Annotated in this window: 12 protein-coding genes; 11 read left to right on the top strand and 1 reads right to left on the bottom strand. The window is 69.9% G+C overall.

Going from position 1 to position 14,032, the window contains the following annotated elements; translation table 11 throughout:
- Nucleotides 1–111 precede the first annotated feature (111 nt).
- Genes nirB through GON06_RS12225 form a run of 4 tightly spaced genes read left to right on the top strand, consistent with a single transcriptional unit; the run spans nt 112 to nt 4,932 of the window.
- On the top strand, nt 112–2,682 hold the full coding sequence (gene nirB, locus GON06_RS12240) for a nitrite reductase large subunit NirB (RefSeq protein WP_157312599.1): 2,571 nt from the start codon (nt 112–114) through the stop codon (nt 2,680–2,682).
- The gene (gene nirD, locus GON06_RS12235; RefSeq protein ID WP_157312598.1) at nt 2,679–3,047 is read left to right on the top strand and encodes a nitrite reductase small subunit NirD; all 369 of its coding nucleotides are present in this window, start codon (nt 2,679–2,681) and stop codon (nt 3,045–3,047) included. Before nirB ends, nirD begins: the two co-directional genes overlap by 4 nt.
- Nucleotides 3,044–3,808: a uroporphyrinogen-III C-methyltransferase gene (cobA, locus tag GON06_RS12230; RefSeq protein ID WP_332837479.1), complete on the top strand. Its 765-nt coding sequence runs from the start codon at nt 3,044–3,046 to the stop codon at nt 3,806–3,808. The genes nirD and cobA overlap by 4 nt, the downstream gene beginning before the upstream one ends.
- Nucleotides 3,805–4,932 (top strand): uroporphyrinogen-III synthase, encoded by a 1,128-nt coding sequence (locus tag GON06_RS12225; RefSeq protein ID WP_332837478.1) that lies wholly within the window; start codon nt 3,805–3,807, stop codon nt 4,930–4,932. Before cobA ends, GON06_RS12225 begins: the two co-directional genes overlap by 4 nt.
- A gap of 267 nt (nt 4,933–5,199) precedes the next feature.
- Here the strand turns inward: GON06_RS12225 and GON06_RS12220 are convergent, their stop codons facing one another.
- On the bottom strand, nt 5,200–5,511 hold the full coding sequence (locus GON06_RS12220) for a hypothetical protein (protein WP_157312597.1): 312 nt from the start codon (nt 5,509–5,511) through the stop codon (nt 5,200–5,202).
- A gap of 91 nt (nt 5,512–5,602) precedes the next feature.
- Here GON06_RS12220 and GON06_RS12215 point away from each other — a divergent pair, with 91 nt between their 5' ends.
- From GON06_RS12215 to GON06_RS12185, 7 genes are all read left to right on the top strand, one after another.
- Entirely contained in the window at nt 5,603–6,934 is a 1,332-nt protein-coding gene (locus GON06_RS12215) for a replication-associated recombination protein A (RefSeq protein WP_157312596.1), read from the top strand.
- Between the two features lie 185 nt (nt 6,935–7,119).
- Nucleotides 7,120–7,749: a 30S ribosomal protein S4 gene (rpsD, locus tag GON06_RS12210; RefSeq protein WP_332837477.1), complete on the top strand. Its 630-nt coding sequence runs from the start codon at nt 7,120–7,122 to the stop codon at nt 7,747–7,749.
- A gap of 64 nt (nt 7,750–7,813) precedes the next feature.
- On the top strand, nt 7,814–8,005 hold the full coding sequence (locus GON06_RS12205) for a hypothetical protein (RefSeq protein WP_116242083.1): 192 nt from the start codon (nt 7,814–7,816) through the stop codon (nt 8,003–8,005).
- A gap of 65 nt (nt 8,006–8,070) precedes the next feature.
- Nucleotides 8,071–10,731 (top strand): alanine--tRNA ligase, encoded by a 2,661-nt coding sequence (gene alaS, locus GON06_RS12200; RefSeq protein WP_157312595.1) that lies wholly within the window; start codon nt 8,071–8,073, stop codon nt 10,729–10,731.
- On the top strand, nt 10,728–11,201 hold the full coding sequence (gene ruvX / locus GON06_RS12195; protein WP_332837476.1) for a Holliday junction resolvase RuvX: 474 nt from the start codon (nt 10,728–10,730) through the stop codon (nt 11,199–11,201). Before alaS ends, ruvX begins: the two co-directional genes overlap by 4 nt.
- Before the next feature lie 2 nt (nt 11,202–11,203).
- The gene (gene mltG / locus GON06_RS18785; RefSeq protein ID WP_232528459.1) at nt 11,204–13,177 is read left to right on the top strand and encodes an endolytic transglycosylase MltG; all 1,974 of its coding nucleotides are present in this window, start codon (nt 11,204–11,206) and stop codon (nt 13,175–13,177) included.
- The gene (locus GON06_RS12185; RefSeq protein ID WP_157312594.1) at nt 13,177–14,007 is read left to right on the top strand and encodes a shikimate dehydrogenase family protein; all 831 of its coding nucleotides are present in this window, start codon (nt 13,177–13,179) and stop codon (nt 14,005–14,007) included. The genes mltG and GON06_RS12185 overlap by 1 nt, the downstream gene beginning before the upstream one ends.
- Nucleotides 14,008–14,032: the final 25 nt, after the last annotated feature.

Here is a 14,032-nt window from a genome sequence, read left to right as displayed (position 1 = left end):
ACAGTGCCGGCGCATTCTCACAAGGACCGTTACCGTTCTGTGAGCAGAACGTTCGCCCGCGGTAACACAGCGCAGGTCTTCGGGAAACACGGCCTTCCTATCGTCGCCGGTATGAACCGGACAGCAACGCAGATCGTGGTCATCGGCGCCGGAATGGTCGCCCACCGCTTCGTCGAGAGTCTGCTCAGCCGCACGCAGGCGGACGTTCGGGTGACGGTCTTCGGCGACGAGGCGCATGCGCCGTACGACCGCGTCGGGCTCACCGCATTCTTCTCCGGCGCGACCGACGACGAGCTGCGCCTGGACCCGTCGGTCTTCGACGACGATCGCGTGCAGCTGCACACCGGCGACCCGGTGGTCCGGATCGATCGGACTGCGCGTGCCATCCGCACCGCGAGCGGCCGGGTCGCCCGATTCGACGCCCTGGTGCTCGCGACAGGGTCCGCTGCCGCGCGCCCGCCGATCGAGGGCGCAGATCTGGCGGGCTGCTTCGTGTACCGCACCCTCGATGACGTGCGCGCGCTGCGGGACTTCGTCGACCAGCGCCAGGGTGTGCGCGGCCGGTCATTGCGCGGGATCGTCGTCGGCGGTGGGCTGCTGGGGCTCGAGGCCGCGGGTGCGCTGCAGAGCATGAACGTGGATGCCACGGTGGTGCAGTCCTCCGATCGGTTGATGTCGCAGCAGCTCGACCCCGGCGGCGGCAGCACACTGCGCAGGCTGCTGGAATCGCGCGGGATGGCAGTGCGCACCGAGTCGCGCAGCGCAGCTGTGGTGGCGGGCGACGGCGGAGCCGTGGGCGGTCTCGTGTTCGAGGACGGCCAGCAGGAGCCTGCGGACGTCGTCGTCTTCGCCGTCGGAGTGCGCCCTCGCGACGAGTTGGCGCGTGAAGCCGGTCTCGACCTCGACCCTCGCGGCGGTGTGCGCATCGACGCGGGCTGCGCGACGAGCGATCCCGGCATCCTCGCAATCGGCGAGGTGGCCAGCCACGACGGTCGTTGTGTCGGCCTGGTCGCCCCGGGCTACGCGATGGCCGAAGTCGCAGCCACGCGGCTGCTGGGCGGGGAGGCGGCCTTCCCCGGGTACGACGACTCCGCCAAGCTCAAGCTCTCCGGCGTCGACGTGGCGAGCTTCGGCGACGCGCTGGCCGCCGCCGAGGACGCGCTGGAGGTCGTCTACGCCGATGCGGCGGCGGGCGTCTACAAGAAGCTCGTGCTGTCCGATGACGCCCAGACTCTGCTGGGCGGCATCCTCGTCGGCGACGCGTCGGCCTTCGGTGCGCTGCGACCGCTGGTGGGGGCGCGGCTGGGGGCCGACCCGGCGGCGTATCTGCTCCCGGAAGGAGCAGGCGGGATTCCGGACGGCCAGCTCCCGGACGCGGCGGTGGTGTGCTCGTGCTCGAACGTGACCGCCGGCCGCATCCGTGAGGCCGTCCACGAGGAGGGATGCGCCGATGCGTCGGCGGTGAAGGCGTGCACGAAGGCCGGGGCGACCTGCGGCTCGTGCGTGCTCATGGTCAAGAAGGTGGTCGAGCAGGAGCTGACCTCCCTCGGCCGCACCGTGTCGACTGCGCTGTGCGAGCACTTCGACATGTCCCGCCGGCAGTTGTTCGATGCGGTGCAGGTAACCGGGCTGAGCAGTTTCAGCGCGATCGTGGAGCGCTTCGGCCGTGGCCGGGGATGCGACATCTGCAAGCCGGTGATCGCGAGCATCCTGTCGGTGCTCGTCGGCTCGCACGTGCTCGAAGGCGAGAGCGCGACGCTGCAGGACACGAACGACCACGTCATGGCGAACATGCAGAAGGACGGCACTTACTCGGTGGTGCCGCGCATGCCCGGCGGCGAGGTGACGCCCGACGGCCTGCTCGTGATCGGTGCGATCGCGAAGGACTTCGGGCTGTACACGAAGATCACCGGCGGGCAGCGGATCGACATGTTCGGCGCCCGCCTGGAGCAGTTGCCGCTCATCTGGGGACGGCTGGTGGATGCCGGTTTCGAATCCGGTCACGCCTACGGCAAGTCATTGCGCACCGTGAAGTCCTGCGTCGGGTCGACCTGGTGCCGGTACGGGCTGCTCGACTCGGTGGGCATGGCCGTGAAGCTCGAACTTCGCTACCGCGGGCTGCGCGCGCCGCACAAGCTCAAGCTCGGGGTCTCCGGCTGTGCGCGGGAGTGCGCGGAGGCGCGCGGCAAGGACGTGGGCGTCATCGCGACAGAGACCGGCTGGAACATGTACGTCGGCGGCAACGGCGGCTTCTCTCCGAAGCACGCCAGGCTGCTGGCATCCGATCTCGACGACGACGGGCTGATCCGCGCGATCGACCGGTTCTTCATGTACTACATCCGCACCGCCGACAGACTCCAGCGCACTGCGCCCTGGCTGGACGACCTCGAGGGCGGTCTGGACGGGCTGCGCGAGGTCATCTTCGACGACTCACTCGGCATCTGCGCCGACCTCGACGCCGCCATGGCCCAGCACGTCGACCGCTACGAGGACGAATGGGCGGCGACGCTGCGTGACCCCGAGAAGCTGGGGAGATTCCGCTCCTTCGTCAACGCCGCGAACACTCCTGATCCATCGCTCGCGTACGTCGCCGAGCGCGGCCAGATCCGCCCCGCCACATCCGAAGAACGACGAGATCGCCATGTGCTGATCGCCGGCACCACACTGGAGGTACGTCGATGACACTCATGATCGAGAGCACGCTGGTCCGGCTCTGCGCGGTGACCGACCTCGAGGTCGAGCGGGGTATGGCCGCGCTCCTGGACGTCCGGCAGCTGGCGCTGTTCCGGCTCACCGACGGCAGCGTGCACGCGGTGGACAACTTCGATCCGTTCAGCGGGGCAAACGTCATCTCGCGCGGCATCGTGGGGACCAGGGGCACGGCGGCGACGGTCGCCTCGCCGCTGTACAAGCAGGTGTTCGACCTGGCGAGCGGGCTCTGCCTCGACAGCCAGGGCAAGCGCCCCGTGGAAGGCGCGGAGGCATCGCTGCGGGTCTGGCCAGTGCGGGTCGTCGATGGCGACGTGTTCGTCGAGGTTGCACGGTGACCCCCGGACATGTCGGCAGGGTCGACCTCGTCGGAGGAGGGCCCGGTCCCGCCGACCTGATGACCGTCCGCGGCCTGCGACTGCTCGGCGAGGCCGACGTGGTCGTCGCGGACCGGCTCGGTCCGTTCGACGAGCTCCGTGCGCACATCCCGGAGAGCGTACTGGTCATCGACGTCGGAAAGCGCCCGGGGCATCACCCGGTGCCGCAGGGGCGCATCAACGCGATCCTCGTCGAGCACGCCCTGGCAGGAAAGCGCGTCGTGCGCCTCAAGGGGGGCGACCCGTTCGTGTTCGGTCGTGGTGGAGAAGAGGTCATCGCCTGCCAGGAGGCAGGCGTGCCGGTCAGCGTCACGCCGGGGATCAGCAGCGCGATCGCCGTGCCTCAGGCCGCGGGCATCCCCGTCACCCATCGCGGCGTCGCCTCGCGCATCCAGGTGATCATCGGACCGGAGCGACCCGCACCTACGATGCTCGCGGCGATGGCGGACCCCGAGGTGACGACGGTCGTGCTGATGGGCGTCTCGGCGATCCCGCGAGTGGCGGTGTACGCCCTCGACGCCGGTGTCTCCGAGCTGACACCCGTCGCCATCGTGGAGAACGGCACCACGCCGAAGCAGCGCACGATCCGCACCACACTGGGTGCACTGGTCGCGGATGCCAGGGAGAACGCGGTGACGAATCCGGCTGTCATCGTGATAGGCGCGGTTGCCGCGGAAGGATTGCTGCTTCCCGCCGCCCAGCAGGCGGTGGGCGCGACGTGACCGGCACGCCACCGGCGGAGGACACGCTCGCCGGCTGCGCGATCGTCGTCGCCGCCGATCGCCGCTCCGCGGATCTCGCCGCGGCCCTCGAACGTCGCGGCGCGGTCGTGCACAGGGCGCCCGCGATGAGCATCGTGCCGCACGCCGACGACGACGAGCTGCTCCGGCGGACGCGACTCCTCATCGAGGAGCCGCCCGAGGTCGTCGTCGTCACGACGGGGGTCGGATTCCGCGGATGGATGGACGCCGCGCACGAGCACGGCCTGGACGAAGAACTCGCGGCCGCCCTCGACGACGCCCACTTCGTCGCCCGAGGCCCGAAGGCGCACGGCGCGATCCAGCAGGCGGGCTTCCGCGCCGACTGGGTCGCCGAGTCGGAGACGGCCGCTGAGGTGGGGGAGTACCTCCTGGCGTCCGGAGTCGCGGGCAGGCGCGTCGCGGTGCAGCATCACGGCGCGGGGTCGGACGGCCTCGACGCGCTTCTGGAAGAGGCAGGAGCCGAGGTGCGCAGCGTGGTCGTGTACCGATGGGGACCCGCGCCCGATCCGGATGTGGTGCGTCGCTCGGCGCAGCAGGCAGCGTCGGGCGAAGCGGACGCCGTACTCTTCACCTCGGCACCGGGCACCTCGTCGTGGCTCGGGTTCGCCGAGCGCGAGGGGGTACTGGATGCGATCCGCGCACGCGCGGCATCCGGCCGCCTTCTGCTGGCGGCAGTGGGGCCGGTGACCGCTGCTCCGCTGTACGAGGCCGATCTCACCACCACCATCGCCCGGCGCGGACGCCTCGGCTCACTGGCGCGCACGGCGATCGCGCACTTCGGCGGCGGCCTGGCCCCGGCAGTGCGCACCCGCGCAGGACGGGTCGAGGTGCGTGCTCGCGGTGTGCTCGTCGACGGACACCACATCGCACTCTCCCGCACGGGAGTGGTGCTGCTCGAGGCCCTGTCGGATGCCGGCGGCCGGGTTCTGTCGCGCGCCGAGCTGGGCGCTCTGCTGCCAGGCGGCGAGCGCAACCCGCACGCGGTGGAGGTGGCGGTGGCGCGCGTGCGTGAGGCGCTGGGCACCGTTGAGCTGATCCAGACGGTCGTCAAACGCGGCTATCGTCTCGACGTGGACGAGGTCTGATCCCGACGCGCAGATCCCGCACGCATATCGTGTCGGAGGGATCTGCGCATATCGGGTTCTAACGGCTGCGACCGCCTCCGCCGGCTTGCCCACCGTCACCGCAGGGGTGACGGGGCGACGGGCGCTCGGCGCCTTCCTCGCTGTGGTGCGACCGTAGGTGAGGTACAGCGGCAGCCCGGTGAGCAGCAGGCCGCCGACCAGGTTGCCGGCGACGGTGGGCAACTCGTTGCGCAGCAGGTAGTCGGCAAGGGCGAAGTCCGCGCCGAATCACTCCGCGGACGGGGGAGTGCCGGTCGGTGTCGGTGTCGGTGTCACTCCGTCGGTCGGCTCGGTCGTCGAGGTCGGCTCGGTCGTCGAGGTCGGCGACGGCTCCGGCGCAGGTGCGGTCGCCTGCGCGTGGATGGCCTGGCTGGCGATCGCGGCGACGACAAGCACTCCGCCCGCGATCGACGCGATGACGTTGTCGCGGGCGCGGCGGCGGGTGCGACCCTCGTGCCAGGCCGTGCGAGCGGCGTAGCGGCGTGCGCGCTCCGCCTGCTGTCGTGCGCGCTGCGCGTCGTTGTTGCCGCGTCCGGCCATGCGGTCCTCCCGGGGATGAGAACAGATCCAGAGCGAGCCTACCGGTGACGTGGGCGGCGGCCGTGTCCGCTGCCCGCATTAGCCTGGAGGCATGAGCTCTCCCGCATCCCTGATGTCCGGCCGGACGCCCCTGGCCGTGCGGATGCGACCGGTGTCGCTCGATGAGGTCGCCGGCCAGCAGCACCTGCTGCGGCCCGGCTCGCCGATCGTCGCGCTCGCCGATCCGGATGCCGCGGCTCCCGGTGCCGTGTCGATCATTCTGTGGGGGCCACCTGGCACGGGCAAGACCACGCTCGCGCAGGCGATCGCCCGTTCGTCCGGTCGCCGGTTCGTCGAGCTCTCCGCGATCACCGCGGGCGTCAAGGACGTGCGGGAGGTCATGCAGGAGGCAGTGACCCAGCGCGATCTGTACGGGCAGACGACGATCCTGTTCCTCGACGAGATCCACCGCTTCACCAAGGCGCAGCAGGACGCGCTGCTGCCCGGAGTGGAGAACGGCTGGGTCATCCTCATCGCGGCGACCACCGAGAACCCGTCCTTCTCGGTCATCTCGCCGCTGCTCTCGCGCTCGCTGCTGCTCACTCTGCAGCCGCTCACCGACAACGACATCGGCGTCCTCATCGACCGCGCGGTGACGGATGCCAGGGGGCTGAACGGCGCGGTCGCGATGCAGCCCGCCGCACGCGCTGCGCTGATCCGGCTGGCGTCCGGCGACGGCCGACGGGCGCTCACGGGGCTCGAGGCCGCATCCGCCGTGGCGCTGTCGAACGCCGCCGAGGGCGCTGTGCCCGAGGTGACGGACGACGACGTCGCGCAGGCGGTCGACAAAGCTCTGCTGCGCTACGACCGGCAGGGTGACGAGCACTACGACGTGATCAGTGCGTTCATCAAGTCGATTCGCGGGTCGGATCCGGATGCTGCGCTGCACTATCTCGCCCGGATGATCGAGGCGGGGGAGGACCCCCGGTTCATCGCCCGTCGTCTGGTCATCTCCGCGGCTGAGGACGTGGGCCTCGCCGACCCGCAGGGGCTCGTCATCGCGACGGCGGCGGCGGATGCGGTCGCCTTCATCGGGATGCCGGAGGGACGAATCCCGCTCGCGGAGGCCACGATCTACCTCGCGACGACGGCCAAGTCGAACGCCGCCTACCTCGGGATCGACCAGGCCATCGCCGACGTCCGCGCCGGTGGTTTCGGGCGAGTGCCGCTGCACCTGCGCGACGCGCACTACCCGGGCGCCAAGCGACTCGGTCATGGCAAGGGGTACCGCTATCCGCACGACGCGGACGCCGGCGTGCTCCCGCAGCAGTATCTGCCGGACGAGCTCGACGGGCGCCGGTACTACGAGCCGAAGCAGCTCGGCGCGGAACGCGACGTGGCCGCCCGTCTGGAGCGCATCCGCCGCATCCTCGGCGACCGCTGACGCGCGAGCCGGGCGGTCAGGGCGCATCTGATAGCATGGATCGGCTCGAAACCGTGTTTTCGGGCATCCCTCCGCTCCTGCAACACTCTCCGACGCGCCCCGGCGTGCGCTCCGGAGAGGGGGAATCGAGGCGATACGTCCGCGGGCCGTGAAAGACACGGCCGCGTCATCGGAAGGAATGCTTCGTGGTCACGAAGTCCCAGGACCGCCGCAAGGTCCGTCTCAGCCGTGCGCTGGGAATCCCGCTCACCCCGAAGGCCGCCCGCTACCTCGAGAAGCGTCCCTACGCTCCGGGTGAGCACGGTCGCACCAAGCGCAAGGCCGACAGCGACTACGCCGTCCGCCTGCGTGAGAAGCAGCGTCTGCGCGAGCAGTACGGCATCCGCGAGAAGCAGCTGCGCATCGCGTTCAACGAGGCTCGCCGCAAGGACGGCCTGACCGGTGAGAACCTGGTCGAGCTGCTCGAGATGCGTCTCGACGCCCTCGTGCTGCGTGCCGGCTTCGCCCGCACCACCGCGCAGGCCCGTCAGCTGGTCGTGCACCGTCACATCCTGGTCGACGGCCAGATCGTGGACCGCCCGTCGTTCCGCGTGAAGCCGGGTCAGCTCATCCACGTCAAGGCCAAGTCCGAGGCTCTCGAGCCGTTCCAGGTCGCAGCCGCCGGTGGTCACGCCGACGTCCTGCCCCCGGTCCCGGGTTACATCGAGGTCGAGCTGGACAAGCTGCAGGCACGCCTTGTGCGTCGCCCGAAGCGCGCCGAGGTCCCCGTGACCTGTGAGGTCCAGCTGGTCGTCGAGTACTACGCGGCTCGCTGACACTCAGCGCACGAACGAGAGGCGTCGGGGGATTCCCCGGCGCCTCTCGTCATAGGATGGCGGAATGAAGAATCTGCTGTGGCTCCTGATCGGCGTGATCGGCGGGTTCGTCGCTGCGCACTTCATGAACAAGGACCCGCGCGGGCACGATGTGCTCGCGGACCTCGACTCGCGCATCACCGAGTTCACCAACATCGTCGGCGACGCGTACCGCGCCGAGGCGGCCCGGCTCACCGAGCCCGGCGCTGACGCCTGAACCGACCCCTTCCTGCGCGTCCCCCGGGCGCGCGTCGTTCCCACGCAAGGAAACCGAACACCCCCATGAAAACTGCGGAGATCGCGCAGCGCTACCTGAACTACTTCGAGAAGAACGACCACCTCATCGTCCCCTCGGCGTCCCTGGTGAGCGACGACCCCTCGCTGCTGTTCACGGTCGCCGGCATGGTGCCGATGATCCCGTACCTCACGGGCGTCGTTCCCGCGCCGCATCCCCGCATCGCGGACGTGCAGAAGTGCATCCGCACCAATGACATCGAAGAGGTGGGTCGCACCGCGCGGCACGGCACCTTCTTCCAGATGCTCGGCAACTGGTCGTTCGGCGACTACTTCAAGGAAGGCGCCATCCGGTACGCCTGGGAGCTGCTGACTTCCTCCGAGGCCGACGGCGGGCTCGGCTTCGACGAGAAGGACCTGTGGGTCACCGTCTACGAGACAGACGACGAGGCAGAGTCGATCTGGCGCGACATCATCGGCCTGAAGCCCGAGCGCATCCAGCGCCTGGGGCGCGCGGACAACTACTGGAACACGGGTCAGCCCGGTCCCGGTGGCCCCGACTCGGAGATCTTCTTCGACCGCGGCCCGGCATACGGCAAGGACGGCGGGCCAGCCGTCGACGACTCGCGGTTCCTGGAGATCTGGAACCTCGTGTTCATGCAGGACTTCATCGAGAACATCCGCAGCAAGACCGAGTTCGACATCGTCGGCGAGCTGCCGCAGAAGAACATCGACACCGGTATGGGCCTGGAGCGCGTCGCGTTCCTCAAGCAGGGCGTCGAGAACATGTACGAGACCGACCAGGTGCGCCCCGTGCTCGACCGTGCCGTCGAGCTCTCCGGCCGCACCTACGGCGCCGTGCACGAGGATGACGTGCGCTTCCGCGTCGTCGCCGACCACGTGCGCTCGTCACTGATGCTGCTCTCCGACGGCGTGCGTCCCTCCAACGAGGGCCGCGGCTACATCCTGCGTCGCCTGATGCGTCGTACGGTCCGTGCCATGCGCCTGCTCGGCGTCGACGCCCCGAGCTTCCCCGAGCTGTTCGAGGTGTCGAAGGAGGCCATGAAGGCGGCCTACCCGGTGCTGGAGGAAGACTGGACGATCCTGTCCTCGGCCGCCTTCGCCGAGGAGGAGACGTTCCGGCGCACGCTGGCCTCGGGCTCGACCATCCTCGACCTCGCCCTCGACGAGACGAAGAAGGCCGGCGGCTCGACCCTCAGCGGCTCCGAGGCGTTCCTGCTGCACGACACCTACGGCTTCCCGATCGACCTCACCCTCGAGGTCGCCGAGGAGGCAGGGCTGGACGTCGACCGCCCGGCGTTCGACGAGCTCATGCGCGGTCAGCGGGAGCGCGCGAAGGCCGATGCGCGCGACCGCAAGCGTCAGCTGGCCGATGTCTCGGTGTACCGCGAGTTCCGCGCCGTCGGCGAGACGCTGTTCGCCGGCTACACCGACCTGCAGATCGACTCGCGCATCCTCGGTCTGATCGTGGACGGCGCGCCCGTGCAGACCGCGTCGGAGGGGCAGATCGCCGAGGTGATCCTCGCCGAGACCACCCTCTACGCCGAGTCCGGCGGCCAGGTCGCCGACAAGGGCACCATCGTGGGAACCGGCTTCGAACTGGACGTGCTCGACGTGCAGAAGCCTGTGCCGGGCCTGATCAGTCACACGGTGCATGTCGCCTCGGGCTCTGTGGCCGTGGACGACCGCGCCACGACCGTGGTCGACGCCGCGAACCGTCGCGCCGCCCGACAGGCGCACTCCGCGACGCACCTCGTGCACGCGGCGCTTCGTGACACTCTGGGCAAGACCGCCACGCAGGCCGGTTCGCTGAACCGCGCCGGTTACATGCGCTTCGACTTCGCCTGGTCTCAGCCGCTGTCGGCTGAGACCCGCTCGGAGATCGAGGACATCACCAACCGCGCCGTGAACGACGCGCTCGAGGTGACCACCCGCATCGTCTCGCTCGACGAGGCCAAGGAAGCCGGCGCCATGGCGCTGTTCGGCGAGAAGTACGGCTCCGTCGTGCGGATGGTCGACATCGGCGGCCCGTGGTCGCGGGAGCTCTGCGCGGGGACGCACGTCTCGTCCAGTGCCGAGATCGGTCTGGTGAGCGTCGTCGGCGAGTCGTCAGTGGGCGCGTCCAACCGTCGCATCGAGGCGCTGGTGGGCCAGGACGCCTTCCGCGAACTGGCCGCGGAGCGCACGGTCGTGTCGCAGCTGTCCGCCGCGCTGAAGGCTCCGCGCGACCAGCTGTCCACGCGCATCGAGGAGCTGCAGTCGAACCTGAAGGCAGCTGAGAAGCGCATCGCGCAGTTCGAGGCCAAGGAGCGTGAGGGAAGGGTTCCCGCGCTGGCGGAGTCCGCCAAGCCTGCCGGCGTCTTCCACGTCGTCGCCTCCTCGCTCGGCGAGATCGGATCCGCCGACGACGTGCGCACCCTCGCGCTGAGTGTGCGTGAGCGGCTCGGATCGGATGCCGCGGTCGTCGTCCTCGGCGGTGTCGCGAACGGCCGCCCGATCGTCGTGATCGCCACCAACGACGCCGCGCGCGCCGCCGGAGCGAAGGCCGGCGCTCTCGTGCGCGTGGCGGCCGGGGTACTCGGCGGCGGCGGAGGCGGCAAGGACGATGTGGCACAGGGCGGCGGCACCGATGCCTCCGCGCTCGACGCCGCGCTGGACGCGATCGTGACGGAGCTGAAGGGCGCGTGAGCGGGTTCCGACGCGGCGTCCGCCTCGGCATCGACGTCGGGAAGGCGCGGGTCGGTGTGGCCCGCTCCGATCCCGACGGGATGCTGGCGGTGCCCGTCGAGACCGTTCCGCGATCCGACACCTCGGTGACGCGGATCGCGGAACTGTGCGCCGAGTGGGAGCCGATCGAACTGGTGGTCGGCCTGCCGGTGAACATGCGCGGTGAGGAGACGCTGTCGACGACGGATGCGCGGGAGTTCGCCGTGGCCCTGGGGACGCGGACCGGGCTGCCCGTGCGGATGGTCGACGAGCGGCTCAGCACGGTGTCCGCACACACCGCGCTGCGCTCTTCGGGCAGATCTCAGAAGAAGTCTCGTAGCATTGTGGATCAGGTCGCCGCAGTAGTGCTGCTGCAGCATGCGATCGACACCGAGAAGAGCACCGGTACCCCCGCCGGCGCGATCATCGACTCACCCGAGGAGCAATCCTGACCATGCCCGACCCTGGCAGTCAGAATCCGCAGAGCCAGCCCCCGAGGCTCAGCGATCTCTTCGACAATCTGCCTACCGCCGGTTCGCAGTTGCCGGAGTCCGACAGAACACCCCCGCCTCCCGGATCGCGTCGCGCGGCGCGCCAGGCGCGCCAGGCGTCCGGAGCCATTCCGGTCGTCTCGGAGCGCGCGGCGCAGGAGGTAGCAGCGCAACAGGCCGAGGCGGCGCAGTTCGCCGCTCAGCAGCAGGAGGCTCAGCAGCGGCCGGCGCAGCAGTTCACTTATCAGCAGCAGCCGGCAGCGCAGCCGCAGCCGCAGCCGCAGCCGCAGCCGCGGCCTACGCAACAGGCGGCAGCGCAGCCACAGGCCGCAACGCCCCCGTACTCCGCGCCGCAGCAGATGGCGCCGGCGCCGCAGCATGCCGCCCCTGTGCCGCCCACGCCAGCAGTGCAGCCCGGTCTCGCATCATCCGAGCAACCGCGCCCGGTCGTACCGCTGTCCACTTCGGAGACCGATCAGCGGGCGCCTGAGATGCCGTCGATCACGGGCCCCTTCTCGATCACGGTGACCGGTTCTCATGCCATCGCGGAGCAGCCGGCGGGCTCCGCCCCGATCATGACGGTACCCGCGTTCCAGGGCGCGGCCGCCTCGGCATCGATGCCGCGCGCGGCATCCGAGCCGGAACCCGCGGCGCAGCCGTTCCCTCGGACTGCGGCGTCGGAGCCCGAGCAGCCGCCCGAGTCGCGCATGCCGGCGGAGCAGGATCCGGCCCACGCTGCAGACCCTTCGGAGCCGGATGCGGCGACCGATCTGTTCGGTGGCGGCTCTGGCGGCCCGACGGACTTCGACGCGCTCTTCTCGTCGGAGTCGCACCGTGAGCCGAAGAAGAAGCGCGGCAAGGGCTGCCTGATCTCGCTGATCGTGCTGCTCGCGATCCTCGGTGGCATCGCTGGCGCCGGCGCGTGGGTGTACAACACCTACAGCGACAAGATCAACGAGGTCATGGGCTGGGGGCCGTCCAAGGATTACGAGCCCGGCCAGGAGAAGGGCGAGGCCTTCGTCACGATCAAGGACGGCGACACCGGACAGCCCATCTCCACCGCGCTGCACGCGGCGGGTGTGACCAAGACCGACTCGGTGTTCTACGACATGCTCGTCGACCAGAACCTCGCGGTGACCTTCTATCCCGGCGTGTACAAGCTGAAGAAGCAGATGACGGCGGAGGCGGCGCTCGATGCGCTGCGCGACGAGGACAACCGCATGGAGAACACCGCCTCCGTGCCTGAGGGCGGCCGCATCAAGGCCTTCCTGCCGACGGTCGCCGACTCGCTCGGAATGCCGCTGGAAGAGCTCCAGGCCGCCGTCGCGAACCCGGCGGACTACGGCGTGCAGGCGCAGAGCCTCGAGGGCTGGCTGTTTCCGGCCGTGTACACGTTCGACCCCGGCTCGACCGCCAAGGATGTCATCCAGAAGATGGTCGACCGCACCCGGCAGTCGTTGAAGAAGGCCGGCGTCGCGGCGGGCGATGAGGAGCGCATCCTCACCATCGCTTCGATCGTGCAGCGCGAGGGCCACACGGCGGACTTCGACAAGGTCTCCCGCGTCATCGACAACCGGCTGCAGCCGAACAACGACGAGACGCACGGACTGCTGCAGATGGACTCGACCGCGCAGTACGGCTACGGCCTGACGCACGACGGAGCGGTCTCGTCCTGGCCGTGGAAGGAGGTGTCGACGGACCAGAACCCGTGGAACACCTATGTGCACGCCGGGCTGCCGGCGGGGCCGATCGCCAGCCCGAGCGATGCCGCGATCGAGGCTGCGCAGAAGCCGGCAGACGGCCCGTGGTTCTATTTCGTGACGGTGAACCTGGACACGGGTGAGACGGTGTTCTCGGCGACGTACGCCGAGCAGCAGGCCGCCGAGAAGAAGTACCAGCAGTGGTGCAAGGACAACCCCGACAGGGGCTGCTACTGATGCCGACCCGACTGGCGGTGTGGGGCGACCCGATCGCCCACAGCCGTTCGCCGCAGCTGCATGCTGCGGCGTACAGGCTGCTCGGCCTGGACTGGACGTACGACCGGCGGCGGGTGGATGCCGCAGGCTTCGGAGATGCGCTGCACGGCCTGGACGACAGCTGGCGTGGCCTGTCACTGACGATGCCGCTCAAGGAGCAGGCGTTCCGGGCGGCGGACGAGCTCGATCGGCACGCCGAGCTGACCGGCGCGGTGAACACCTTGCTGCTGGGCGACGTCCTCCGCGGTTTCAACACGGACGTGGGCGGTCTGGTCGACGCCTTCATTGAGGCCGGCGTCACCGGCATCCGGAGTGCGCGGATCCTGGGTGCGGGAGCGACAGCGGCATCCGCTCTGGTCGCTGCCTCAGAACTCGGCGCGGAGCGCGTCGAGATCCGTGCCCGCCGGCCGGAGGCCGCGGTGCACCTGGTCGGGCTGGGCGAGCGGGTCGGGGTGCAGACATCTGTGAACGCATTCGCTGAGCCGGCGACCACGGTCGACCTCACGATCGCGACCCTGCCCAGCGGCACGGTGCTCGACGACCCCGTCGCCGATGCACTGTCGGCATCGGGCGGAGCGCTGCTCGACGCGGCGTACGCGCCGTGGCCGTCGGCGCTGGCCGCGCGCTGGAGCGCGCCGACCGTTCTCTCGGGCCTCGAGATGCTGCTGCACCAGGCCGTGCGGCAGATCCGCATCTTCCGGAACGGGAGCCAGGACGCAGTGCTGCCCGACGAAGCCGCACTGATCGAGGTAATGCGGCTCATCGCATTTGAGCGTGTAGGACTGGTCTGAAGCCGCCGGCCTCGAGTAGCGATCG

Source organism: Microbacterium sp. MAH-37, assembly GCF_009758255.1.
Lineage (GTDB): Bacteria > Actinomycetota > Actinomycetes > Actinomycetales > Microbacteriaceae > Microbacterium.
The sequence above is the reverse complement of the archived record's forward strand: the minus strand, read 5'-3'. Positions and strand labels throughout refer to the sequence as shown.